This window comes from Photobacterium sp. 53610 (genome assembly GCF_036409375.1).
Lineage (GTDB): Bacteria > Pseudomonadota > Gammaproteobacteria > Enterobacterales > Vibrionaceae > Photobacterium.
This window is the reverse complement of sequence record NZ_JAXOFS010000007.1, coordinates 97,679-120,406: the sequence shown is the minus strand read 5'-3', so window position 1 is coordinate 120,406 and position 22,728 is coordinate 97,679. Positions and strand designations below refer to the sequence as shown.

The following is a 22,728-nucleotide window of genomic DNA, read 5'->3' as shown; positions in this document are numbered from 1 at the left end:
GGATAGCTATTTTCCCATTTGAGTATTTTGCGTTCTGTGCTGGTTTTTGTTACCTCAGAGGAGCAGAAATAAAGCATTGATTGAGATAATCTATTTAGGTAGCTTAAAGGGAGTGAGTATAAACTATTGTTTTTATTGTCAATTAAAAATAAAACAGAAATAACTATCTATTATCTATACAACGTGTATAGTGGCTGCAGCTCAAAAAGCTGAGCTATTAATGAAATATTTAGTTCAAGATCTTCTCAGTTTTCTTTCGATTTAATTCGTTATATTTAGCCTGCGATACCTTTTTCTTCTTCCTGATTTAGTAGCTTTTATTTTTAATGTATTAATGTATCGAGGTATATATGTCAAATAAGACAACTGGTTCCGTAAAATGGTTTAATGAAGCCAAAGGTTTTGGTTTTATCGCTCCAGATAATGGTAGTGCTGATGTTTTTGTTCACTTCAGATCTATCACTACAGACGGTTTTAAAACGTTGGCTGAAGGCCAAAGAGTAGCTTTTGATGTAGAGAATGGCGGAAAAGGCCCACAAGCTACGAACGTTACTTTAGCTTAGTGGATCTTTAGGAAGATTTCGTTTGTTTTCTTATTATGGCGAGATCTTTCTAGCTCAATGTTTGGTAAGTATTTATATGAACCGAAGAGGCAATTGACTGTTGCATTGGTATTAAATCGCTCTCGGGCAGAAAATATCAAAATGACAAAAACTGTTTGTTCACAGTAAATTACCACCTTCATTGTACCGAGACCTCTTGGTCTGCCACTATACCGAAGCTAAATAGCGATGTATTAAAACGCCATATATCATCCAGAGTTCATACAAGGTTCTTTGATTCGAATTTTTCATTTTATGAGTTGACTAACACTGGCAAAATTAAAGACTCTCAATGATTAAGTTTAGGGACGTTTAACCTTCAATCAGAAATGGAAGCTAAACCTTGAAAAAGAAATCACCTAGTGGTAAATCGCGTAAAGATAAGCATGATGACAAAGGCGACAATCCAAATAAGATTCACCAGATAAGACGAAAAATCGAAGATATTCTGTTAGAGCGTGAACAGAAAAAACTATTAGACTTTTGATGGAAAGAGAACGTTATGCGAAAACCAGTAAAAAAAGTTGGCAAAAAAATGCGAAAAAGCGATTTCGAAGAAAGATTTTCAAAAATGGTCGAGGAATACCATAAAGCGAAAGAAGTTCTTGATTCCTTGGAGGAAGGCACTGCTGAGTATGCGAAAAAGAAAAAACAGTGTGATAGCCTCTTCGCGAACGCCGAACGTTTCATCAATTCACATCAGTAGTTGTGCTTGATTTGTATCCTATCTTTTGTGGGTACAGATGTAGCCTTATTTGCATCATCACCATTTAGATTTTAAGAACTAGAATTCAACGTTATGATTGTGGTCGTGTTGTTTGATTACCCAGTAACTCTCATATGTCCACATTAGATTTTCTAGACATTTCTATCTTGACTGGTACCGCGTTGCCAACGCCATATCATAGGGCGTTAATGCTAACAACAAAATCAGTTCCCACATTTGGCTAAGTCTAACGATTCCGAAATGGATGACTTTGTGCTGAAATTTAATTTCACTTATGTCTAATCACGAGTGAGAAGCTAAGTTTCTCCATTCCCAGGGAAAAATTTATGAATGAATTTTTAGGTGGTCGGCGCCGGGAGCGTCTACGACCAGTCCGGCCAACATCAAATAATCTTAGGCAATTCTGGGCACGCTTTGTGCCTGTAATGAGCGACAGGCAAACGGACTGCATTTAAAGGTGACAATTCATAACATGAATTGAAATCAAACATAATTCCTTTGAATCATCCAGGTCATTTAATCAGCTAGTCTTTCCTGACCCCTGTTATTGGCGTAATGCGTGCGATGAATATGGGCGCGATGAATCTGAATGCCAATCTCGTCCGTCTCAGGTAAATCATGATATTTAGCCCCTTTATACATCAAGATTGAGCCTGTTCTGCTCATTACCAATCGATATAGCACGATCAAAAATGGCAGGCAATGGACGTTATAGTCCCATTTTTCCTGCCGGGCATTTTTCCGTCACCAGCGTTCTTTGGTCCATAATGTAGCTGTTTTCGATGGCATCGCCTTTCTCCTGACCGCGCCAGATGATTTTGCCGTTGTCCGGGCTCAGTTTTGTGGCGGTCAGGTAAAGCATCTTGCCTTGTTGTTTCAGAGGACAAACCTTGCTGATTTTCGCTGATAGTGAACCAGCCGACCTCATCTGCCTGTAAAGCTATACTTCATTTAAAGCTTTATATGTGAGTGATATGACTGATGTGCCACCTCCTGCTCGCCCTTCCTTTTCTTGCTTTGCCGTTATTTTGGCTGACGCCACTATCGTTTGCCGTGCCGGTGTATAGCGTCATATTTATGATTTCGATAGTGATTTACTTACTGGCGTTTCGTGCGATGCATTTACCCGTCGTCACAGGTTCAGAAACACTGCTGCACCAAGTAGGTGTTATTAAAGGATGGCAATTCGGTTTTTATCGGGTTTATTTGCACAATGAGCTTTGGAATGCGCTCTCAGATGAGGAACTTCAACTGGGCGAGCAAGTGGAGGTGGTCTCGGTTCAGGGCGTGACGTTACATATACATCGGGTCGGGCCAAAGTTAATGACAGGGCATGGTGCTGACCAGACGTGACCAACTCAATCTGGAGTGATGTGATGACTTCGGTGAAAAAGGGTGACAATTCTTCTCATGACAGCGTTTCTCATGAAAACTCTCTTCAGGAGAGAGAAGGGGAGATCTTCGTAAAATTCATGATGATGGCTCAAGCCAGGATGGCAGTACAGAACATCAGGAACTGATGATTGAAGGTGCAAGCTGTGCCAGTTGCGTCGAAAAAATTGAATCTGCGTTGAAAAATGTTCCGGGTGTAGAGCAAGCGGAGATGAATCTGGCAGAACGAACGGTATCTGTTGCAGGGAATGTCTCCGCTGAAGACTTGATCAAGGCGGTCGAAAAGGCGGGATATCAAGCGAAAGTCGCACTGAGTGGTTCTGAAGACGATGTGCTGGCAGAAAGAGAAGAAGCCGAATGGGCGTATTACAAGCGTCTGATGTGGGAAATGGCTATCGCACTTGCACTCGGTGTCCCTTTGATGGCTTACGGTATTTTTGTTGGCGAGATGACCGTGGCGACGACTATGGAGCGGGCGGCTTGGTTTGTGGTGGGCTTGTTAACGATGGGCGTCATGGTCGTGTCAGGCAGGCACTTTTATCTCGGCGCATGGAAATCCTTTCAAAATCACAGTGCGAATATGGATACGCTCATTGCTTTGGGTACGGGGACGGCTTGGCTGTATTCCATGGTGGTCGTATTCTTTCCTGACGTTGTGCCCCTGATGGCACGTCATGTTTATTTTGAAGCTACAGCGATGATTATTGGCTTGATTGATCTCGGGCTGGCGCTGGAAATCAAGGCGAGAGGACGTACCTCAGAAGCGATCAAACGATTGATTGGTCTTCAGGCAAAAACTGCACGGGTGGTTCGTCATGGTCAAGAGGTAGATATCGTGATTGAACAAGTGCTGCTTGGCGATGTCGTGCGTGTACGCCCGGGAGAAAAAATCCCTGTCGATGGTGAGGTAATCGAGGGTCATACCGCGGTGGATGAATCTATGCTGACAGGTGAACCGATGCCTGTGGAAAAGGCCGAGGGTGATGAAGTTGTTGCCGGGACAATTAATAAAGCAGGTTCCATTCTTTTCAAGGCGACCCGGGTTGGCAAGGACACAGCATTGGCGCAGATCATTCAAATGGTCAAACGAGCGCAAAATTCTAAGCCTCCGATTGGTCGGCTTGCCGATGTGATTGCCGCTTACTTTGTCCCTGTCATCATGATGATTGCGATCGTGAGCGCACTCGTCTGGTTGAATTTTGGGCCTGAACCCGCAGTGGCTTATGCCGTTGTTTCAGCAACGACAGTATTGATTATTGCCTGCCCTTGCGCATTGGGTCTGGCGACGCCCATGTCGGTGATGGTGGGGGTGGGTAAAGCGGCTGAAGCGGGTGTGCTGATTCGTAACGGTGGGGCATTACAAACTGCTTCGAAAATCAGTGCAATGATTCTTGATAAAACCGGCACGATTACACTGGGCTCACCGAAAGTCACGGATGTCTTGGTGACAGGATCGTATCACGAACAGGATGTTTTAAAGTTAGCGGCCACGATGGAGTCTGGCTCAGAGCATCCTCTTGCTCTGGCAATTGTGGAATCTGCCAATGAACGTGGTATTGAGACCGGTAAGTTCACCCGTTTTCAAGCCATTACTGGCCACGGTGTGCAGGCGGAAGTTGAAGGGAAGCGCTTGCTGTTAGGCAATGAAAAGCTGATGCGCGAGCATGGTATCGAACTCGGTCATTTTGTTGAAAAAGCTGAGGCGCTGGCGGCTGAGGCGAAAACCCCGATGTATTTTGCTGTGAATCATCAACTGGCAGGGATGATTGCTGTTGCTGATCCAATCAAAGAAGATTCCGTTGCCGCGATTCAACGCTTGCGTCGCAATGGTATTCGTGTGGTGATGCTGACGGGTGACAATCAGGCGACGGCAAAAGCGGTTGCTGAAAAGGCTGGTATTGATGAGTATTTTGCTGAAGTACTTCCGGAAGATAAATCCCGTAAAGTTCAGGAATTACAAATGGAAGGTGAAGTGGTCGGTATGACTGGGGACGGCATTAATGATGCCCCAGCCTTGGCGATTGCGAACGTGGGGTTTGCTATCGGTACGGGGACTGATGTTGCCATCGAAAGTGCGGATATCACGTTAATGCGTGGCTCGCTGCATGGACTGGCAGATGCGATTGCGGTCAGCAAAGCAACGCTGCGTAACATAAAACAAAATCTATTTGGCGCTTTCATCTACAACATGGCTGGTGTGCCTTTTGCTGCCGGTGTGTTGTATCCATTTTTTGGCTTGTTGCTAAGCCCTGTGATTGCGGGAGCTGCAATGGCTTTTTCATCGCTGACTGTGGTCACAAATGCGAATCGGCTGCGTCTGTTTCAGGTGCATCAACATTAACGTTTCATCCGTCAGGAGAAAGACGTCATGCTGTTGATTAACATTGCAGGTTTCCTCTTCATTGCACTCATTATATGGTGGTTTTGGCTGTATAAGCCCCGGGAAACCGAACTGGGAAAAAACGAACTGGTGATAGTTGTAGAAAACGGAATCTATACACCATCACGGATAAAACTGCCTGCCGGAACCCCCATAGACCTGAAGTTTATGCGCAAGGATCAATCGCCCTGCTCGGAAACGGTACTGATCCCTGAACTGCAAATCAGCGACACACTACCTCTTAATAGATTGAAATCTATCCCGCTTCCCGCACTAAAACCTGGTGAGTATACGTTTCATTGCCAAATGCAAATGTATCGTGGGCAGATTATTGTGCAATAAAGCAATAAGGACAAAGCTTTAAAAGGTGTTCTTGTCTGAAATTTGTCAGGGGTAATTTTTCAAATCGAAACCGCAATGGCGTTCTATATTCACAGTAGGTAATCCTGAATCTTTGAAGGAGACAATGATGAATAAGCTTGTGTACCTGATAACAATTTCCCCGCTTCTCGCTTCTATGGCATTCGCTGCTGGTGGTTCTCAAAACAATAGTGGTATGGGAATGGGCGGTAGTGGTATGCAAAGTGGCATGATGATGGATCATGAGCAGATAACGGCGATGCACGAATATTTGGAAAAAATGCGTGAAACGATGAATCAAGTACGCAGTGAGAAAGATCCTGAGAAGCGACAGCAACTGATGCAGGAACACATGAAGCAGCTTCAGCAGGGCATGCATATGATGAATCTGGGGTCTGGAGATAATCAGTCCATAGACATGATGCACATGGATCAGATGATGGAAATGATGAATGAACGCATGGGCATGATGAACCAGAGCATGGGGATGATGCAGATGATGATGGGGCAGATGAGAGAGCATGAAGCTCAGGATCATCGTGATCGTGGAGGGATGCATGACGAAGAATAAGCTGGGGTTGGCTTAGTGATGAAGATAAATGCATTTAAGTTCGGGATAGCCTGTGCCATTACTGCCTCTGTGTTTTGGATTATTTGCAGTGTGCTGGTGATGGCCATGCCTTCGATGATGATGTCAATGTCTGGTGACATGGTTCATATGAGACTGGATGATATTGGCTGGCATTTGACATGGGCTGGCGTCGTCAAGGGACTGGTTGCTTGGTTTGTGATTGTGGGAGGTGCTGGCTGGCTGTTGGCTTCGATTTATAATCGCTTGCAATAAGTTAATCAAATGATTCATCAGGCAAAAATGATTGGCATTGTGATATTGATGGACGTCAGTTTGACACGCGCGACTGAAGGTAGGTGATGTGAAGCTGACAGAAACTGTTTCTTTCTAATTCCCTCAGATACATCAACGGCAATGCAGTATTCGGTCTTGTGATGTAACCAGAGAGGTGATTGAAGTGAGAGAATCTGATGGATATATAATGTGTTGCCCCGTCTGCCATATGACGGAGGTGAACAAGACACTGGCTTGGAACTTTCAGGGTGTGAAACATTATTTTTGTTCAACCCAGTGTCTCCAACGGTTCAAAGCTCATCCTCACTTGTATGTTGGTGATCCGCAACACGGGTTAGCGCCAAAACAAAAAAATCAGGTCGTGTTGAAAAAGCGGCGAATACGCCTTCATGAGACAATCGACGAGGATTTAAAAAAAACCTTGGAGGGGGGGCTGAAATCTTTGATGGGTATAAAATCAGTTGATTTTGAGCAAGAAGATATCTTTGTAATATACGATTTGTTGGAAATTTCTCTGGATACGATTGAAGAAGCAATTGAAAACTGTGCAGTTCAATTAGATGGCAGAATATTAGAAAACATCAAACGCGGCTTGATTCATTACAGCGAAGAATGTGCGCTCGACAATCTCGAACATTTGACGAAAGACAGTCATCGTCATTAAGTGCCAAGGGATGAAGAAATAACAATCTTTTTTATTTTTCACCATATCTAGCCAGATATTACAACGTCGTATGGCAGGCACAAGAAGCGACACTGTACCTGCCATATTTTCAGATTAGCTCGTCAGTATTTCAGTTCACCCCATCTGTTTTGAGTGTCCCTTTGAACCATTTTTCCTGCCGGGCATCTTTCCACCACCAGCGTTCTTTGGTCCAGATGTAGCTGGCTTCAATGGCATCACCTTTCACCTTACCGCGCCAGACGATTTTACCGTTGTCCGGGCTCAGTGTGGTGGCCGTAAAGTACAGTGTCTCACCTTGCTGCTCGAGGGTATAGGCGCCGCTTTTGAAGCCCCAGGGGGCGCAACTTTCGGAGTAAAGTTCGCCGTGATTAAACGTGAGCACTTCCTGTTCTTCAGCCGACTGACCCACGATGCCAGTTGGCCCTGTAAAGGTTTTTCCGTCGAGTAACTGAGCCGTTGCACCCAGACTGAATTCGGAAAATGTGACGACGAAAATCAGCACAAGGTAATGATATGATTTTCCGATGAATTTCAGCATAACTGCACCTCATCGCTCTGCTTCTGAACAGTGAGAAGTATAGATGGCTCAGCTGTTTATCGCCTTGTCTGTTGCGCCGTTTGGTTGCTCGGTTTGGTTGTTATGTTTGCGCCAGACATTCCCGGACGTATTCAATGAAACAGCGGGTTTTTGCAGGCAGCAACCGGGTTTCAGTCATCGCGTAAATCGGGGTGGGGGCGCCCTGCCAGCCGGGCAATAACCGGCGCAGTCGGCCAGCTTTCAGATCTTCGGCCACAATTTCTTCCGGCATCAGAATGATCCCCAGATCCAGGGTGGCAAGTCTTCGGATCATTCCGATGTTATTGAGAATGAACTTGCTGCTGACCGGCACGTCAATCGTTTCTGAGCCGTCACTCATTTGCCATGTGTCAGTCTTCAGAATATGAAGACATTCATGCTGCGTGAGCTCTGCAGGTGTTGCTGGTTCTCCAAAGCGATCCAGATAACCGGGCGAGGCATACAGCTGACCCTTCAGGCTTGCCAGTTTCCGCGCAATCAGATTGGAGCTTTCCTGTTCACCAATCCGGATCGCCACATCGAAGTGCTCTGTGACCATATCCACTTTGCGGGAAGTGAGGTCAAACTCAAAGGTGATGTCCGGGTAGCGGCGCATGAATTCGGGCATCAACGGCGCCAGAAAAGTCACGGCAAAATCGACCGGGAGCGATGCCCGGATCAAACCGCTGGGGTGTTCCAGCATATCCCCTAACTGTTCATGGGCCAGCTTGGCCTCCGCCACAATCCGTTTGCAGCGTTCGTAATAGAGTTTGCCGGCTTCTGTCAGTTCCAGCTTGCGTGTCGTCCGGTGCAGCAGACGTAAGCCGATTTCTTGTTCCAGAGTGCTGATGCGTCTGGACAGCGTCGAATTCGGCACGCCTGTGATCTCAGCAGCTTTGCGGAAGCTCATGACATTTGCCACTTCTACAAACAGCGCCATATCGTTCAGTAATCCCGTCATGATTGCTCCATTAATGGGTCAATGATTTCCATTTAATCATATTTATTCCATATGTGAATTGGTTAATGATGACTGGGTCGAAAATGAGTGAGCAGCATCTGCTGCGGGAGTGAACCATGAGCCAGTTATTTGCACCGGTCCGTTTAGGCCGAATCACCTTATCTAACCGCCTTGTGATGGCACCGATGACCCGTTCCCGGGCGAACCTGGACGGAACGCCCGGAGCACTGACCGCCGAGTACTATACCCAGCGTGCCAGTATCGGCCTGATTGTGACTGAAGGCGTGCAGCCTTCCGATGATGGGCAGGGCTACCTCGCCACCCCCGGGATTTATACCGATGCGCAGGTGGCGGGCTGGAAACAGGTCACCGCTGGCATTCATGCGCAGGGCGGCCATGTGTTCTTTCAGCTGATGCATGCGGGCCGGATGTCGCATCCGGACAATACGTTGCATCATCGTCCGGGTGTCGCGCCATCGGCGATTTCGCCGCAGACAAAAATGTTTACGGTCTCCGGCATGCAGGATATTCCGGTTCCCCGTGCTCTGACGACAGAAGAGATTCGTCAGACCGTTGCCGACTTCCGCTTCGCTGCGCGTCGTGCCATTGAAGCCGGTGCAGACGGCGTGGAGATCCACGGGGCCAATGCGTATCTGATTCAGCAGTTTTTCGCACCCAGTGCCAACACCCGGACCGACGAATACGGGGGGGCGATAGAAAACCGTGCCCGGTTTGCGATTGAGGTTGCTACGGCTATTGCGGAGGAAATCGGGGCCGACAGAACGGCGATCCGTCTGTCACCGGGCACCACCATCTGGGGAATTGATGAGGGCAGCGAAGGCCCGGCGCTTTACCGTTATCTGGTCGCAGAACTGAACAAACTGGGGCTGGCTTACCTGCATATCATGCATCAGGGCAATGAGCCGCTGATCCGTGACATCCGGGATATCTGGCAGCACACGCTGATCCTGAACCGTCCGGGCCGGCCGCGGGATGAGATTGGCAGTGATCTCAATGCGGGTCTGGCTGATCTGGAATCTTACGGCATGATGATTCTGGCCAATCCGGATTTCGTTGAGCGCCTTGAAACCGGTGCCGCGCTGAATGATGCAGATCCGGTTTCTTTCTATGGCGGCAGTGCGGCAGGTTACACCGACTATCCGACGCTGACTGCTGAGGCTTCTGCGTAAGCTCAGATGTCCGGCGCTGGCCCAGATGGAGGGCTTGCAGGTGAATCTGCAAATTCATGATGCATATCATCCACATCAGCAGGGGCGAAAACGCCTCTGCTGTTTTTTTGTAAATGTCCGTTTTTCTTATCAGGCTCACCGCGATTCAGATCACCTTTTTACTTCTGCTACTGATAGATCTGACGATCCCAATCACAGTTCAACTTTTCACCTGCTGCAAAGAAATCTCAGTGGATTAGAATTAATCGAAACGTTTCGATGAGTTTTCCCAATCATAAAAAAGACAGGATACAGAAAACACATCACTGCCTATTTTGGGCAGATAAACCGATATTTTGACGACGTTAGAAGTTTTTCCCGACGATTTCATTACGGGAAGCCTGGATTGTCTAATCAAGGTTTGAGCAAGGCCCAAACCGGGCCAAGAAAGGTGTTGAAGCATGAAAAAAAGTACCCTCCTGCATGCCGAGTTGTCCTATCTGGTGGCGACGCTGGGGCATACCGATGAAGTGACGATTTGTGATGCCGGGTTGCCGGTGCCGGATCAGGTGCAGCGGATCGATCTGGCGCTGACGCATGGCGTGCCCGGTTTCATTGAGACTGTCCGCACACTGTTGTCTGAATCACAGATTGAAGGCGTGGTGATGGCAGAGGAGTTTCAGCAGGTGAGTCCGGCGCTTCATCAGTCGCTGATGGGGTTGCTTGAGGAAGAGCAGGCACGTATTGGCCGCGACATAGCTGTCACCTACCTGTCTCACGAAGCCTTCAAGCAACGGACGCACCAGAGCCGGGCTGTGGTCCGGACCGGGGAATGCACCCCGTATGCGAACGTGATTTTTCAGGCCGGTGTGGTGTTCTGACCACAGCAACCATTGAGGACGGCGTATGACGCAAGCCATTTTACAACTCAGTGAGATTGAAAAAGCCTTCCCGGGCGTGAAGGCACTGGATAAAGCCAGCCTGAACGTCTATCCGGGACGGGTGATGGCGCTGATGGGGGAAAACGGCGCCGGGAAATCAACCCTGATGAAGGTGCTGACCGGCATTTACAGCAAAGACGCGGGCAGCATTCACTATCAGGGGCAAACCGCAGCTTTCAAAGGGCCACGTGATTCTCAGCAGGCGGGCATCAGTATTATTCATCAGGAACTGAACCTGATCCCTGAACTGACGATTGCCGAGAATATCTTTCTCGGTCGTGAATTCACCGGTCCGCTGGGCCGGATTCTGTGGGGCCGGATGTACGATGAAGCCGACCGGTTGCTGGCCCGGCTGAATGTGAAACACAGCTCGAAAACCTTACTGGGCGACCTGAGTCTGGGTGAACAGCAGATGGTGGAGATAGCCAAGGCGCTGTCGTTCGAGTCGAAAGTTATCATTATGGATGAGCCGACTGACGCGCTGACGGATACCGAAACCGCCTCTCTGTTCGCGGTAATCAATGAGTTGCGCGCACAAGGCTGCGGCATTGTGTATATCTCGCACCGCCTGAAAGAAATCTTCGAAATCTGTGACGACATCACCGTGCTGCGGGACGGCAAATTCATCGGGGAATGCCGGGTGGCAGACACCAATGAAGACGGTCTGATTGAAATGATGGTCGGCCGCAAACTGGAAGAGCAGTATCCGCGCATTGCGGTCAAACATGGTGAGACCTGCCTTGAAGTGATCGGCCTGACCGGCTCCGGTGTGCATGAGGTGAGTTTTACCCTCAAACGCGGTGAGATTCTGGGGATTTCCGGTTTGATGGGGGCTGGCCGGACGGAGCTGATGAAGGTGATTTACGGTGCGTTGCCAAGCGAGCGGGGCGTGATCAACCTGAATGGCAAAACCATCAATCCGATCAGCCCGCAGGACGGACTGGCCAATGGCATCGCTTATATCTCGGAAGACCGCAAAGGCGATGGTCTGGTCCTGGGGTTGTCGGTGAAAGAAAACATGTCTCTGTGTGCACTGGCGCAACTGAGCAAAGGGATTCAGATTCAGCATGGCGACGAAGTGATGGCTGTGGATGACTTTATTCGTCTGTTCAACATCAAAACACCGGGCCGGGATCAGATCATCGGCAATCTGTCGGGCGGGAATCAGCAGAAAGTGGCGATAGCCAAAGGCCTGATGACCCGACCCAAAGTTCTGATTCTGGATGAGCCGACACGGGGCGTCGATGTCGGTGCCAAGAAAGAAATTTATCAGCTGATCAATCAGTTCAAAGACGAAGGCATGAGCATCATTCTGGTGTCTTCCGAAATGCCGGAAGTCCTCGGGATGAGTGACCGGATTCTGGTGATGCATGAAGGCCGGATCAGCGGCGAATTTGATGCAAAAGATGCCGATCAGGAAAAACTGCTGGCCTGCGCTGTCGGCAAATTGATTAACGGGGAAGCAGCATGAGTACCAAAACCTTGAGTCAACCCACCGAAGCCCGCGAGAAAAAACGGTTCAGCAAAGCCTGGCTGATTGAGCAGAAATCGCTGATTGCCCTGCTGTTTCTGATTGTTGTGGTGTCCTTTCTGAATCCGAACTTTTTCACCGCGGATAACATTCTCAATATTCTGCGCCAGACCTCGGTCAACGCCATCATTGCCGTCGGCATGACACTGGTCATTCTGACCGCGGGGATCGACCTCAGTGTCGGCTCGGTGCTGGCATTGTGCGGCGCGTTTGCCGCCAGTCTGATTGCGATGGAAGTCCCGGTCCCGATTGCGGTGCCGACGGCTTTGCTTGCCGGAGCTGCGCTGGGCGCGGTCAGCGGGATCATCATTGCCAAAGGCAAGGTGCAGGCCTTTATTGCCACCTTAGTGACCATGACGTTGCTGCGCGGTGTCACCATGGTGTACACAGATGGACGTCCGATCTCGACCGGTTTTACCGATACGGCTGATGCCTTTGCCTGGTTTGGCACGGGCTATGCGCTGGGCATTCCTGTGCCGGTCTGGCTGATGGTGGTGGTGTTCGCGGCGGCCTGGTATCTGCTCAATCACACCCGCTTTGGCCGCTATGTGTATGCGCTCGGCGGGAATGAGTCGGCGACCCGTTTGTCCGGTATCAATGTGGACCGGGTGAAAATCGGTGTCTACGCCATCTGTGGCCTGCTGGCTGCGCTGGCGGGCATCATTGTGACCTCGCGTCTGTCTTCGGCACAGCCGACGGCGGGCATGGGATACGAACTGGATGCCATTGCGGCTGTGGTGCTGGGCGGCACCAGCCTGATGGGCGGTAAGGGCCGGATTATGGGCACTCTGATTGGTGCGCTGATTATCGGCTTCCTGAATAACGCCCTGAACCTGCTCGATGTGTCTTCTTACTACCAGATGATTGCCAAAGCAGTTGTGATTTTGCTGGCTGTGCTGGTGGACAATAAAAACAAGTAAATCCTCGGGATTTACCCATGAAAAGAGAGCCGGGTGACGTGTACCGGCTCCCCCTACACAAAGGATCATAACAATGAAAAAACTGGCAACCCTGATTTCTGCTGCACTGCTCACTTCGACCGTTTCTGTGTCTGCTCAGGCGCAGGACACGCTGGCGATTGTGGTCTCCACGCTGAACAACCCGTTCTTTGTGACCATGAAAGACGGTGCGGAAGCGAAGGCAAAAACGCTGGGTTACGACCTGATTGTGCTGGATTCGCAAAATGACCCGAGTAAAGAGCTGTCGAATGTGGAAGACCTGACCATTCGCGGTGTTAAGGCTATTCTGATCAACCCGACGGATTCTGATGCGGTATCGAATGCGATTCGCATGGCGAACCGCTCCAATATCCCGGTCCTGACACTGGACCGTGGTGCCAGCCGGGGTGAGGTGGTCAGCCATATTGCTTCGGATAACGTGGCCGGTGGCGAAATGGCGGGTAAGTTCATCATGGAAAAAGTCGGTGAGCAGGCCAAAGTCATTCAGCTCGAAGGCATTGCCGGAACCTCTGCGGCCCGTGAACGCGGCGAGGGTTTCATGAAAGCGGTGAAAGGCAGTCAGATGGATCTGCTGGCGAGCCAGCCTGCGGACTTCGACCGGACCAAAGGTCTGAATGTCATGGAAAACCTGCTGGCGGCGAACCCGGATGTGCAGGCTGTGTTTGCGCAGAATGATGAAATGGCACTGGGCGCGCTGCGTGCGGTTCAGGCATCAGGCAAGCAAGTGATGATTGTCGGCTTTGACGGTACAGATGACGGCATCGCGGCGGTGAACCGCGGCAAGCTGGCAGCGACCATTGCACAGCAGCCGGATCAAATCGGTGCGCTGGGCGTGGAAACGGCAGTGAAAGTCCTGAAAGGCGAGAAAGTTGAAAAGTACATTCCGGTACCACTGAAAGTCGTTGCGAAGCAGTAATCTTGCATGTGATCCCCGTGTGAGCGGGGATCCAATCCACAAAGCGCCGCTGAAGTGGCGGAGACTGCACGCGGGCAGCACGTGCGTTGAATATAACGCTTTGTCTTTTCCACAAATGGCAAAGCCTTGTGTTTGGGTCGGTACAGTATGTTCCAGGATAACTCTATGAATAAATTAGTGGTTTTAGGCAGTGTGAATGCGGACCATGTCCTTCGGGTGCCCGATTTTCCCCGTCCGGGCGAAACGTTACAGGGACGTGATTATCAGGTGATTCCTGGCGGAAAAGGTGCGAATCAGGCTGTGGCGGCTGCGCGGTTAAAGGCTGATACCGGCTTTATTGCCTGCATCGGGGACGATGCGTTCGGCATTCATATCCGGGAACGTTTTAAGTGTGACGGCATCAATACCGCCGGTGTGAAAATGCAGCCGAACTGTCCGACGGGCATCGCGATGATCCAGGTGTCTGACAGCGGAGAAAATACAATTTGTCTGTCTCCTGAAGCCAATGATTGTCTGACGGCTGAACGGATTGAACCGGATCTGGCGCGGATTCGTGAAGCCCGGTTTTTGCTGATGCAGCTGGAAACGCCGCTGGACGGGATCGAAAAAGCAGCGCAGGAAGCCAAAGCGCACCAGACCAATGTGATTCTCAATCCGGCCCCGGCAAGTGCGTTGCCCGACAGTCTGTTGTCGTGCGTCGATGTGATCACACCGAATGAAACAGAAGCGGAAGTGCTGACCGGGATTATGGTGACTGACCATGCCTCAGCTCAGCGTGCTGCGGACGTGTTACACCGGAAGGGCATTGAAATCGTCCTGATTACGCTGGGAGCGAAAGGGGTCTGGCTGAGCCAGAACGGTCGGGGCCAGCTGATTCCCGGATACAAAGTGGATGCGGTGGATACCACGGCGGCGGGCGACACCTTCAATGGTGCGTTCGTGACTGGTTTATTGGAAGAGATGTCTTTAGAATCAGCCATTCAGTTTGGCCATGCCGCAGCTGCACTTTCCGTGACGCGTTTTGGCGCACAAACCTCGATTCCGACCCGGGAAGAGGTCGATGTGTTTCTGTCAGAGCGTTTCGCAATCGTTGATTAATAGAAACAGGGAAGGAGATAGCCATGGCGACGATGAAAGACATCGCAAAACTTGCTGGCGTGTCGACATCGACGGTCAGCCATGTGATCAACAAATCCCGTTTTGTCAGCGATGAAATCGCAGAGCGGGTCAACAATGCTGCAAAAGCGCTGAATTATGCCCCCTCTGCGTTAGCCCGCAGTCTCAAGATTAACCGCACGCAGACCATCGGGATGCTGGTCACCACCTCGACGAATCCTTTTTTCGGCGAAGTGGTGAAAGGGGTTGAGCGCAGCTGTTACCAGAAGGGCTACAACCTGATTCTGTGTAATACCGAAGGCGACAACGAGCGTATGAAAGCCTCCATCGACACCCTGTTGCAAAAGCGGGTCGACGGACTGCTGCTGATGTGCTCGACGCTGGAAGGGGAGCGGATTGAAGTCTTCGACCGCTACCCGGATATTCCGGTCGTGGTCATGGACTGGGGACCGATGTCTTTTGCCAGCGACAAGATTCAGGATAATTCCTATCAGGGCGGCTACCTGGCCGCCAGATATCTGATTGATTGCGGGCACCGGGACATTGGCTGTATTACCGGCCCCTTAATCAAACATCAGGCACAAATTCGTTACGAAGGCTTTAAGCGGGCCATGAATGAAGCGGGTCTGGCATTTCGCAGTGACTGGGTGATTGAGTCCGACTTCGAATGCGAAGGCGGCTACGATGCTTTTCACACCATGTACGCCAGCGGGACTTTGCCCAGTGCGATTTTCGTCTGTAACGACATGATGGCGATGGGCGTGATCAACGCCGCCAATGAAAAATGCGTCCGTATTCCGGACGATCTCTCCATTATCGGCTACGATGATATCCATATCGCGAAATTTATGACACCTTCGCTGACCACCATTCACCAACCGAAATACCGTCTCGGTCAGGCCGCCGTCGAAACGCTGCTGAAACGCATCAATAAAGAGATCACTGAACCGCAGATCGTGCAGCTCGAGCCGACACTGGTGGTCCGGCAGAGTGTGCGGGTGCTGGAAGGCTAAGCGGTTTAATCCTGCTGATGCGTTGCCCTGGACCATTTGAAGATGGCGCGCACATTCAGCAGACAGAAGATGAAGTTGGCAATGATCATCGCCATGCTGTCGGTTAAATAACCAACCGCTATCCAGCTGGCATTCCCGAAGATCATCAGAATGAAGCCGGTTTTGTTCTGATTTCCAATCTGCCAGATCGCCAGAAAAGTCAGGATTATTGCGATCCAGTCGATGCCATAGTACTGAAAATAAGGCATGCGCTCACCATTGCCAGTCATCGTGGATGAGATTACAGAGTATAGACGCTACCGCTGTTTCTCAGAAAAAGTCGGAGTCGCTGTCAGTAAGCACCGCATTGCACCAAAACTGGCGGAGATGAGACGGGCAGGACAGGGCCGGGTGTCCGGGAACCTGTCCTGCTTTATTTTCTGAAGGGCGATGGTTCAGGCCATTTTTTGTTTTTGAGCTTTGTAGTAGCGAGGCAATGCCAGAATTTCTTCTATAAAGACCAAATAAAATGCAGGCATCATCAGAAACATGACGAAAACATAACTGCACTTAAACCGGAGTGGCATGATTTTCTTTATACCCTGATCAAAGATGGTTAACCCCGTCAGGAAAAAGAAAAAGACGGCATAAAGTGTCGCGACAGTTCCCAGCACCAGATATGCCCCAATGAAAAGAGAGATAAAGCTTCCCATATATCACTCCCATGATATTGACTGATTCATTATTTAAAAAAGTATATTGAAGGTTTCTTATGGATATGAATTAGATGAAAACACTAGATTCAATCCATTATGGTGGTGTATTTGTTGGTGGATATCCATGGATTGCAGATACATTTGCGACAGACTTCGTGGTTTTAAACTGGAATGGGTTGCTGAAGTGGCACTCTGATTCGTGATGCTGAAAACAGGGGGGATTCACCTATTTTCAACCGGAATGAATCATGTTATTGGCTTGAATGGATTGTATTTTATCTCAATTGTTTTGTTTATAATTTGTTTTTATATCATGTGGTTAGATTGTGGTTGGGTGTATGGTTTTATGTTGGTCGGATATTTTGGGGTGATTGACAAATCTGATTTTAGTGAAGTTCGCTGAATTTAATTTTCTGGCTTTGTTGATTCGTTTTTTCAGACTTGTCTTTATTCTTTTGTTTTTTATTCAGGTCTTCTATTTTTTTTCTATTTCTGGCCTTCCATTCCTTGTCTTCCATTTCAATGTTGTACTGATTATTGATGCTGAGTTTTATGAATGTGTGATTTCGAACCGGATGAAAACGCGTGAATTCATCACATTGGTGAATGTTTTTCATTGATGGCTGTTCGTAGCATCAATAACATCTGCAGAAGTGAGATTCACTGCAGTCATTCCGGTCACAAACTGTCACAGGGTGCGCGACAGGTCTGCGATAACATCAGGAAAGAAGAGAATGGCAAAGGGAAGAAAAATGCAGCACGTCCGCGGGGATGACAGAAAATACACCATCATGCTGGTTGAAGATGATCAGGAGTTAGCCTGTTTGATCGGTGATTTTCTTGAGACCCATGAATTCAGGGTACTGACGGTAGGAAATGGTGTGGAAGCCGTCAGCCAGATTCTGGAGAAACACCCGGATTTGGTGATCCTCGATATTATGCTGCCGGGGATGTCGGGCATGGATGTTTGCCGTCAGGTCAGAGAAGACTACAAAGGCATGATTCTGATGCAGACTGCGCTGGATGATGACATTGATCAGGTGATGGGACTGGAGCTCGGTGCCGATGATTATGTGATCAAGCAGGTTCAGCCGCGTTTACTGTTATCCAGAGTGCGGGCGCTGTTACGGCGCATGCACCGGGATACAGGTGAAGGGCGGGCGGAATCGCTGGTCGTCGGTGAGCTGAACATTGATCTCCACCGTCGTACGGTTGTGTTCAGAAATCAGCTGGTGGATCTGACGACAGCTGAATTTGAACTCCTTTACCTGCTGGCGCAGCAGTCCGGAGAAGTGGTTTCCCGGGAGGAGATCATGCAGCAGATTCGCGGTTATGAATATGACGGGCTGGATCGTTCGATCGACCGGAGAATTTCCCGGTTGCGCCGGTCACTGGATGATGATCCGGCGAACCCGCAACTGATCAAAACCATTCGCGGAATTGGCTATCAGCTCTGTATGCCCGTTTATTGAAGATGGACGATTCTGATGATTAAAGCGTTTTCGTTTCTCTGGCTGGCGATTATCCTTCCTTTACTTTTTCTCATGGTTCCGACCGGTTTTGGCCCGATCAGTTACATGAGTGAGCGAATGATGTATGAGTTTTATTCCAAGGTTTATGATGACACCTTGCTGGTGATTCATGATGACTTAGTGAACCAGCCTCAGGCGCAGTGGCAGTCCTATATTGATGATCTCAGCGAACAGTTCGGCTCTCAGTTAAAGCTGGTGCCGCTGGCACAGTATGAGGGTGATGAAAAAGTGTTGAACCGGTTTCATCTGGGGGAACTGGCGATGGACTTCAGCGATCCCACGGCATTGCTGAAGCAGGTTGCGGACAGTCAGTGGGTGCTGTTTTATGCCATGAATCTGTCTGAAAATGAGTTGATTGCGATTCAGTCACAAGGTGCACTCTACATTCTGAAACGGACGGTGCTGACACTACCTCAGTCACAGTGGCAGGACTATCTGACGAAGGTTTCTGTAGAACGGCCATTTGAAGCCAGACTTGTGCCAACCGGCAGCGCTCAATTCAGTGAATCTGAGAGGCGGCGGTTACTGAGGGGGCAGGTTGTTGGCCGTACCCAGGATGACGGCAGTACGTTGTTGTATACCCAGCTCAATCACGACTATTTCATCAGTATTCACGATATGCAGAGTCAGAATGCGCAGCAATTGCTTCAGCTGAGTGTCATGTCTCTGTTTGTGGTGACGATTTCCGGAGCGTTGTTGCTCTGGCTTTTTCCGCTCTGGCGTGATTTAAAACGGCTGGCAAAAACCGCAGATGATTTCGGGGAAGGCCGGTTGAGCCAGCGGGGTAAAATTTCCCGTCTGTCTGTGATTGCCCAACTGGGGAATGCTTTCAATAAAATGGCCGACAACATTGAAAAGCTGATCAACGGCCACCGGGAGCTGACTAACGCGATTGCTCATGATTTGCGTACGCCGCTGTATCGGCTGCGCTTTGCCTTTGAAATGCTCTCCGGCAGCGATATCCGAAAAGATCAGGAAGAGAATTACCGGAAAATCATTCATAAAAGCATTGATGACCTCGATCACCTGATCAATCAGACATTATTGTTGTCCCGCTACAGCGTGAACAGCCAGATGGTACAAATTGCACCGTGCCATCTGGTCCAGATGTATCAGAATGAAGTCCGCTTGCTTCAGGATGAGTTTGCCGGTCTGGCAGTCCGTTTTTGGTTTCCGCCAGCGCTTCAGACGCAGACCTTCAGGGTTGATCAAAGGGCCATGGTCCGCGTTCTCAATAACCTGTTAAATAATGCCGGACGGTTTGCAGTCAGTCAGATCCGTATCGAACTGAGGCAGCAGGATGATGATTGGGTCCTGATTGTGGAAGACGACGGGCCCGGTATCCCGGAATCAATGCGGGAGTCCATTTTCGATCCCTTTACCCAGGTGGATAACCAGCAGCGTGATACCCGGCAGGGGCACGGTCTGGGGCTGGCTATTGTCAGGCAAATTATGCTGCTGCACCGGGGCAGTGTGTCGCTGGATGAGGCATCAATGGGCGGGGCCAGATTTACGCTGCGCTGGCCGATGGCTCTGAAACCAACCGCGGAGCATCCGCCCATGAAAGAATCTGAGCCGGAAAGCGTTTCCTGAGCGTTTGTCTTACTTGGTCACAATCGGTCCCAGAGTTGGTCTGTTTGTTTTTTCTCAGTCACTTAGCATGGAAATCCGACATGCTTATCAGACAAGGAAAAAACAATGAAACGCCAAACAGTCGGGTTATTCGTTGCGATGCTGCTTTCCGGGAGTGTATTGGCCAACGGGCAAGCGCCGATGCGACCGGGATGGAGCGGCGAGATCAGCCTCAATGGTTTCGCCATTCACCGTCAGTCTCAATTCAACACCCATGATGACAATGCCATCACGGATGATCTGAATCATTCCGGCAAGCGAACCGAAGAAACACGAGTCGCGCCATTAGGCAGACTGCAATACACCCTTTCATCCGGCATGACCCAGGTTTTCATCGGACAAAGTAAGGAGCAGATCGTTGAAGGTCAGCTTCAGGCTGAACTGGGAGTTACTCAGGTGATTCCCGGCCTGGGGGAAATTACTCTGGCCTATTTCCCGAAACTGCCGGGCATCAATGAGACCTGGACAGACCCTTTCCTGACCCGGGTGGCACGTCAGAAAACGGATGTGACCACGCAGGGGGGGCGGCTGGCCTTCACTGCTTCAGTTATCCCCCTGACGCTTCGCTACGGCTTTGTGGATTATCAGCTGGATGATGACGATCTTTCCGGTCAGAACCTGTTGCTCAGTGAGGCGCAGCGTCAGCAACTGCTCCGGGAGAGTCAGTTCTATCAAAGTTCAGCCGAACTGCTGTTGCCTGTGAATCGTTTGATGGCTCTGGTGCCCCGTTTGATCTATACCGAGCGCAATGCTGACGGGGCTGCGAATGACTTCACGGCTGTAGGGTATCAGTTGGGGATCAATCTGAATGCTCATCGTCAGGGATTTTATACGACGCTCCGGTACAGCGATGAAGAATACGATACGGTGCACCCTGTTTTCGGCAAGAGAAGAGATGCAACGCTTCTGAATGCCAGCGTGTTGTATGTCTATCGCGGTTTGCTGGGGCAAGAGAATCTGGCACTGAACCTGCTGGGTTCGATTGAACACACGCAAAGCGATATCCGGTTCTATGACTCTGAATCTTATTTTGTTTCGGCCGGGATCAGCTACCGGTTTTAGCGATGTGTTCAATGCCGGAGGGGGTGCGGGGTCACTGCGGCTGAAATGGTCACAAAGTGTCACACACGGTCTAACGATTACCACAGCCTCTTGTGATTTCAGGCATTAAGCTGCTCTCAGTCAATGAACAATCTGTATTTTCAGCGGAACGAAGAGAGATTCAGTCATGCAAAAATTCCAGATGCGCCCCTTTTTTCTGAGCAGTATGCTGCTGGCAACCACGATGCTTTTGGGCTGCGGCTCTGATGATATCGCGAAAGATGCGGAGAAGCTGACCAAACCGACCGTGGATGCGGGCCGGGATCAGGTGCTGACTTTGCCGGTGAACAGCCTCACGCTTCAGGGCAAAGTGGAAAGCTATCTCAGTGTATACGATATCCGGAAGGTCAGCTGGAGTCTGGCGTCGGGCCCTCAGCCGGTCAATATCATCGATGGGGACCGGGAACAGGCTACCGTGATTGATATCGCCATGGCCGGCACTTACACCTTCAGATTATGGGCAGAAGATACCGGTGGCCGGGACAATTCAGATCTGGTGAAGATTGTTGTGACCTCCGGTGCTGCGGCAGACCGGGAAATGACGGTTGGCCTTCATGAGACCCAACGGGTCTGGTCTGTTCTTGAAAATAATCCGGTGCTGGCCGAGCGTATGTCGCAGTTGATTCCGGACGGTGACAGAGCTTCCCGCGCGACATCTCAGGAACCGGGACCAAATGAAGTCATTGCGATGCTGGGCGAGCTGTCGATGTTTCAGGTGCTGGTCCATCAGGATGGTGTAACCTCGCAGCCTTATCGCCGACCCTCTGCGCTGAGCCAGCATCTCGGTTTTCAGCGACAAGCCGGCAAGGACACTTTACCCAGTGAAGAGGCTTTCCCCGAGAAGGCCTGGCTGAACCCCTATTCGGCTCAGACTGGCAGCAAAAATGCGTATTTGCAGGCCGTGGAACATTACCTGCTGACGCAGTCGCTGAAATCTTCTGGCGGTGAGCATCCTATGTTTTACTGGGGAGAAACACAGGACAATATCGGTGTGATGCTGGTCAGCCATCTGAGTCAGCAAAATGAAGCGGACATCAGGCAACAACTGGATCTGATTCTGGCGGAGCTGCAGCACACCCGTGCATTGATCCTGGATCTGACCGGAAATCCCGGCGGCTCTTACCTCACGGCGCAATTAGTTGCCGAACGTTTTTTTACGACTGAGATGCCCGTCTTTGGCTTTGAACATCCGGGGGCTTCCGTGAACTTTGTGACGTTCAGGCCAGAAGGGCCGGTGCAATACAGTCAGCCGGTCTATCTGGTCACGAATCGGGATACTGCCGGGGCTGCTGAGATTCTGGCCCTGGCCGTCAAAACACAGCCCCAGGTGAAACATTTTGGCAGTGTGACGCAGGGCGCTTATGCCGAGCCATCGTATGTTGCATTGTCTGATTCACTTGGGCTTTCTGTGCCTGAATTCTGGCTGGTGGATATGAACGGAAAGCGTCTGGACTGCGAGGGCATTCAACCTACGGAGAGTTCCGCAGAATTCACGCCTGCTCATGCATTCATTCCTGCTTATGAGCTGGTGTTCTACGGGTTCTGAGAGCTTAATGTCCAGTCTAAAGTGACACGCCACCTGACCGGTGGCGTGT

The 22,728-nt window shown here is 49.9% G+C and carries 25 protein-coding genes; 20 read left to right on the top strand and 5 right to left on the bottom strand.

Annotation, left to right across the window (positions count from 1 at the left end):
- Positions 1-350 precede the first annotated feature (350 nt).
- The 3 genes from cspE to SPK40_RS16925 all read left to right on the top strand — a co-directional run bounded on the left by cspE (position 351) and on the right by SPK40_RS16925 (position 1,308).
- Entirely contained in the window at positions 351-563 is a 213-nt protein-coding gene (cspE, locus tag SPK40_RS16935; protein ID WP_330961286.1) for a transcription antiterminator/RNA stability regulator CspE, read from the top strand.
- A gap of 382 nt (positions 564-945) precedes the next feature.
- Positions 946-1,089 (top strand): hypothetical protein, encoded by a 144-nt coding sequence (locus SPK40_RS16930; protein ID WP_330961285.1) that lies wholly within the window; start codon positions 946-948, stop codon positions 1,087-1,089.
- A 15-nt stretch (positions 1,090-1,104) separates the two neighbouring features.
- Positions 1,105-1,308, top strand: coding sequence for a hypothetical protein (locus SPK40_RS16925; protein ID WP_330961284.1), 204 nt, complete (start codon positions 1,105-1,107; stop codon positions 1,306-1,308).
- Between the two features lie 730 nt (positions 1,309-2,038).
- On the opposite strand, the gene SPK40_RS16920 is transcribed toward SPK40_RS16925, so the two are convergent.
- Positions 2,039-2,191 carry a hypothetical protein gene (locus SPK40_RS16920; RefSeq protein WP_330961283.1) on the bottom strand — a complete coding sequence of 51 codons (153 nt, stop codon included), beginning with the start codon at positions 2,189-2,191 and terminating at the stop codon, positions 2,039-2,041.
- A 119-nt stretch (positions 2,192-2,310) separates the two neighbouring features.
- Between SPK40_RS16920 and SPK40_RS16915 the strand changes: the two genes are divergently transcribed.
- The 6 genes from SPK40_RS16915 to SPK40_RS16890 all read left to right on the top strand — a co-directional run bounded on the left by SPK40_RS16915 (position 2,311) and on the right by SPK40_RS16890 (position 6,990).
- Complete coding sequence (locus SPK40_RS16915) at positions 2,311-2,682, top strand: NfeD family protein (protein ID WP_330961282.1); 372 nt, start codon at positions 2,311-2,313, stop codon at positions 2,680-2,682.
- 166 nt (positions 2,683-2,848) lie between these two features.
- Positions 2,849-5,062 carry a heavy metal translocating P-type ATPase gene (locus SPK40_RS16910; protein ID WP_330961281.1) on the top strand — a complete coding sequence of 738 codons (2,214 nt, stop codon included), beginning with the start codon at positions 2,849-2,851 and terminating at the stop codon, positions 5,060-5,062.
- A gap of 27 nt (positions 5,063-5,089) precedes the next feature.
- The gene (locus SPK40_RS16905; protein ID WP_330961280.1) at positions 5,090-5,443 is read left to right on the top strand and encodes a cupredoxin domain-containing protein; all 354 of its coding nucleotides are present in this window, start codon (positions 5,090-5,092) and stop codon (positions 5,441-5,443) included.
- A gap of 127 nt (positions 5,444-5,570) precedes the next feature.
- Complete coding sequence (locus SPK40_RS16900) at positions 5,571-6,032, top strand: hypothetical protein (protein WP_330961279.1); 462 nt, start codon at positions 5,571-5,573, stop codon at positions 6,030-6,032.
- An 18-nt stretch (positions 6,033-6,050) separates the two neighbouring features.
- Entirely contained in the window at positions 6,051-6,305 is a 255-nt protein-coding gene (locus tag SPK40_RS16895; protein ID WP_330961278.1) for a DUF5676 family membrane protein, read from the top strand.
- Between the two features lie 184 nt (positions 6,306-6,489).
- The gene (locus tag SPK40_RS16890; RefSeq protein ID WP_330961277.1) at positions 6,490-6,990 is read left to right on the top strand and encodes a hypothetical protein; all 501 of its coding nucleotides are present in this window, start codon (positions 6,490-6,492) and stop codon (positions 6,988-6,990) included.
- 130 nt (positions 6,991-7,120) lie between these two features.
- Here the strand turns inward: SPK40_RS16890 and SPK40_RS16885 are convergent, their stop codons facing one another.
- Together SPK40_RS16885 and SPK40_RS16880 are read right to left on the bottom strand one after the other, a co-directional pair.
- Positions 7,121-7,549 (bottom strand): hypothetical protein, encoded by a 429-nt coding sequence (locus SPK40_RS16885; RefSeq protein WP_330961276.1) that lies wholly within the window; start codon positions 7,547-7,549, stop codon positions 7,121-7,123.
- 100 nt (positions 7,550-7,649) lie between these two features.
- Positions 7,650-8,528 carry a LysR family transcriptional regulator gene (locus SPK40_RS16880; protein WP_330961275.1) on the bottom strand — a complete coding sequence of 293 codons (879 nt, stop codon included), beginning with the start codon at positions 8,526-8,528 and terminating at the stop codon, positions 7,650-7,652.
- A 116-nt stretch (positions 8,529-8,644) separates the two neighbouring features.
- On the opposite strand from SPK40_RS16880, the gene SPK40_RS16875 reads away from it, so the two are divergent.
- The 7 genes from SPK40_RS16875 (at position 8,645) to SPK40_RS16845 (ending at position 16,173) form a co-directional block, all read left to right on the top strand.
- Positions 8,645-9,718: an alkene reductase gene (locus tag SPK40_RS16875; RefSeq protein WP_330961274.1), complete on the top strand. Its 1,074-nt coding sequence runs from the start codon at positions 8,645-8,647 to the stop codon at positions 9,716-9,718.
- Positions 9,719-10,158: 440 nt separating this feature from the next.
- Positions 10,159-10,578: a D-ribose pyranase gene (gene rbsD, locus SPK40_RS16870; protein WP_330961273.1), complete on the top strand. Its 420-nt coding sequence runs from the start codon at positions 10,159-10,161 to the stop codon at positions 10,576-10,578.
- Positions 10,579-10,603: 25 nt separating this feature from the next.
- Positions 10,604-12,109, top strand: a complete 1,506-nt coding sequence (gene rbsA / locus SPK40_RS16865; protein ID WP_330961272.1) for a ribose ABC transporter ATP-binding protein RbsA — start codon at positions 10,604-10,606, stop codon at positions 12,107-12,109.
- Complete coding sequence (rbsC, locus tag SPK40_RS16860) at positions 12,106-13,089, top strand: ribose ABC transporter permease (RefSeq protein WP_330961271.1); 984 nt, start codon at positions 12,106-12,108, stop codon at positions 13,087-13,089. The genes rbsA and rbsC overlap by 4 nt, the downstream gene beginning before the upstream one ends.
- Positions 13,090-13,162: 73 nt before the next feature.
- Complete coding sequence (gene rbsB, locus SPK40_RS16855) at positions 13,163-14,044, top strand: ribose ABC transporter substrate-binding protein RbsB (protein ID WP_248143122.1); 882 nt, start codon at positions 13,163-13,165, stop codon at positions 14,042-14,044.
- 165 nt (positions 14,045-14,209) lie between these two features.
- Positions 14,210-15,142 carry a ribokinase gene (gene rbsK, locus SPK40_RS16850; protein ID WP_330961270.1) on the top strand — a complete coding sequence of 311 codons (933 nt, stop codon included), beginning with the start codon at positions 14,210-14,212 and terminating at the stop codon, positions 15,140-15,142.
- Positions 15,143-15,165: 23 nt separating this feature from the next.
- Positions 15,166-16,173, top strand: coding sequence for a substrate-binding domain-containing protein (locus tag SPK40_RS16845; RefSeq protein ID WP_330961269.1), 1,008 nt, complete (start codon positions 15,166-15,168; stop codon positions 16,171-16,173).
- A gap of 5 nt (positions 16,174-16,178) precedes the next feature.
- Here the strand turns inward: SPK40_RS16845 and SPK40_RS16840 are convergent, their stop codons facing one another.
- Complete coding sequence (locus tag SPK40_RS16840) at positions 16,179-16,421, bottom strand: PnuC protein (protein WP_330961268.1); 243 nt, start codon at positions 16,419-16,421, stop codon at positions 16,179-16,181.
- Between the two features lie 186 nt (positions 16,422-16,607).
- Positions 16,608-16,865: a hypothetical protein gene (locus SPK40_RS16835; RefSeq protein WP_248143129.1), complete on the bottom strand. Its 258-nt coding sequence runs from the start codon at positions 16,863-16,865 to the stop codon at positions 16,608-16,610.
- Between the two features lie 737 nt (positions 16,866-17,602).
- Here SPK40_RS16835 and SPK40_RS16830 point away from each other — a divergent pair.
- The 4 genes from SPK40_RS16830 (at position 17,603) to SPK40_RS16815 (ending at position 22,679) form a co-directional block, all read left to right on the top strand.
- A complete protein-coding gene (locus SPK40_RS16830) occupies positions 17,603-18,340 on the top strand; it encodes a response regulator transcription factor (RefSeq protein ID WP_248143131.1) in 738 nt (245 codons plus the stop codon).
- Positions 18,341-18,355: 15 nt separating this feature from the next.
- Complete coding sequence (locus SPK40_RS16825) at positions 18,356-19,993, top strand: ATP-binding protein (RefSeq protein WP_330961267.1); 1,638 nt, start codon at positions 18,356-18,358, stop codon at positions 19,991-19,993.
- 105 nt (positions 19,994-20,098) lie between these two features.
- A complete protein-coding gene (locus SPK40_RS16820) occupies positions 20,099-21,094 on the top strand; it encodes a DUF2860 family protein (protein WP_330961266.1) in 996 nt (331 codons plus the stop codon).
- 166 nt (positions 21,095-21,260) lie between these two features.
- Positions 21,261-22,679 carry a S41 family peptidase gene (locus SPK40_RS16815; protein ID WP_330961265.1) on the top strand — a complete coding sequence of 473 codons (1,419 nt, stop codon included), beginning with the start codon at positions 21,261-21,263 and terminating at the stop codon, positions 22,677-22,679.
- Positions 22,680-22,728: the final 49 nt, after the last annotated feature.

Excerpts from the sequence above, each read along its gene's own strand:
- cspE (WP_330961286.1), top strand. The coding sequence starts at position 351 with ATGTCAAATAAGACAACTGGTTCCGTAAAATGGTTTAATGAAGCCAAA.
- SPK40_RS16925 (WP_330961284.1), top strand. The coding sequence starts at position 1,105 with ATGCGAAAACCAGTAAAAAAAGTTGGCAAAAAAATGCGAAAAAGCGAT.
- SPK40_RS16920 (WP_330961283.1), bottom strand. The coding sequence starts at position 2,191 with ATGCTTTACCTGACCGCCACAAAACTGAGCCCGGACAACGGCAAAATC.
- SPK40_RS16915 (WP_330961282.1), top strand. The coding sequence starts at position 2,311 with ATGTGCCACCTCCTGCTCGCCCTTCCTTTTCTTGCTTTGCCGTTATTT.
- SPK40_RS16910 (WP_330961281.1), top strand. The coding sequence starts at position 2,849 with ATGATTGAAGGTGCAAGCTGTGCCAGTTGCGTCGAAAAAATTGAATCT.
- SPK40_RS16905 (WP_330961280.1), top strand. The coding sequence starts at position 5,090 with ATGCTGTTGATTAACATTGCAGGTTTCCTCTTCATTGCACTCATTATA.
- SPK40_RS16900 (WP_330961279.1), top strand. The coding sequence starts at position 5,571 with ATGAATAAGCTTGTGTACCTGATAACAATTTCCCCGCTTCTCGCTTCT.
- SPK40_RS16895 (WP_330961278.1), top strand. The coding sequence starts at position 6,051 with ATGAAGATAAATGCATTTAAGTTCGGGATAGCCTGTGCCATTACTGCC.
- SPK40_RS16885 (WP_330961276.1), bottom strand. The coding sequence starts at position 7,549 with ATGCTGAAATTCATCGGAAAATCATATCATTACCTTGTGCTGATTTTC.
- SPK40_RS16880 (WP_330961275.1), bottom strand. The coding sequence starts at position 8,528 with ATGACGGGATTACTGAACGATATGGCGCTGTTTGTAGAAGTGGCAAAT.
- SPK40_RS16875 (WP_330961274.1), top strand. The coding sequence starts at position 8,645 with ATGAGCCAGTTATTTGCACCGGTCCGTTTAGGCCGAATCACCTTATCT.
- rbsD (WP_330961273.1), top strand. The coding sequence starts at position 10,159 with ATGAAAAAAAGTACCCTCCTGCATGCCGAGTTGTCCTATCTGGTGGCG.
- rbsA (WP_330961272.1), top strand. The coding sequence starts at position 10,604 with ATGACGCAAGCCATTTTACAACTCAGTGAGATTGAAAAAGCCTTCCCG.
- rbsC (WP_330961271.1), top strand. The coding sequence starts at position 12,106 with ATGAGTACCAAAACCTTGAGTCAACCCACCGAAGCCCGCGAGAAAAAA.
- rbsB (WP_248143122.1), top strand. The coding sequence starts at position 13,163 with ATGAAAAAACTGGCAACCCTGATTTCTGCTGCACTGCTCACTTCGACC.
- rbsK (WP_330961270.1), top strand. The coding sequence starts at position 14,210 with ATGAATAAATTAGTGGTTTTAGGCAGTGTGAATGCGGACCATGTCCTT.
- SPK40_RS16845 (WP_330961269.1), top strand. The coding sequence starts at position 15,166 with ATGGCGACGATGAAAGACATCGCAAAACTTGCTGGCGTGTCGACATCG.
- SPK40_RS16840 (WP_330961268.1), bottom strand. The coding sequence starts at position 16,421 with ATGCCTTATTTTCAGTACTATGGCATCGACTGGATCGCAATAATCCTG.
- SPK40_RS16835 (WP_248143129.1), bottom strand. The coding sequence starts at position 16,865 with ATGGGAAGCTTTATCTCTCTTTTCATTGGGGCATATCTGGTGCTGGGA.
- SPK40_RS16830 (WP_248143131.1), top strand. The coding sequence starts at position 17,603 with ATGGCAAAGGGAAGAAAAATGCAGCACGTCCGCGGGGATGACAGAAAA.
- SPK40_RS16825 (WP_330961267.1), top strand. The coding sequence starts at position 18,356 with ATGATTAAAGCGTTTTCGTTTCTCTGGCTGGCGATTATCCTTCCTTTA.
- SPK40_RS16820 (WP_330961266.1), top strand. The coding sequence starts at position 20,099 with ATGAAACGCCAAACAGTCGGGTTATTCGTTGCGATGCTGCTTTCCGGG.
- SPK40_RS16815 (WP_330961265.1), top strand. The coding sequence starts at position 21,261 with ATGCAAAAATTCCAGATGCGCCCCTTTTTTCTGAGCAGTATGCTGCTG.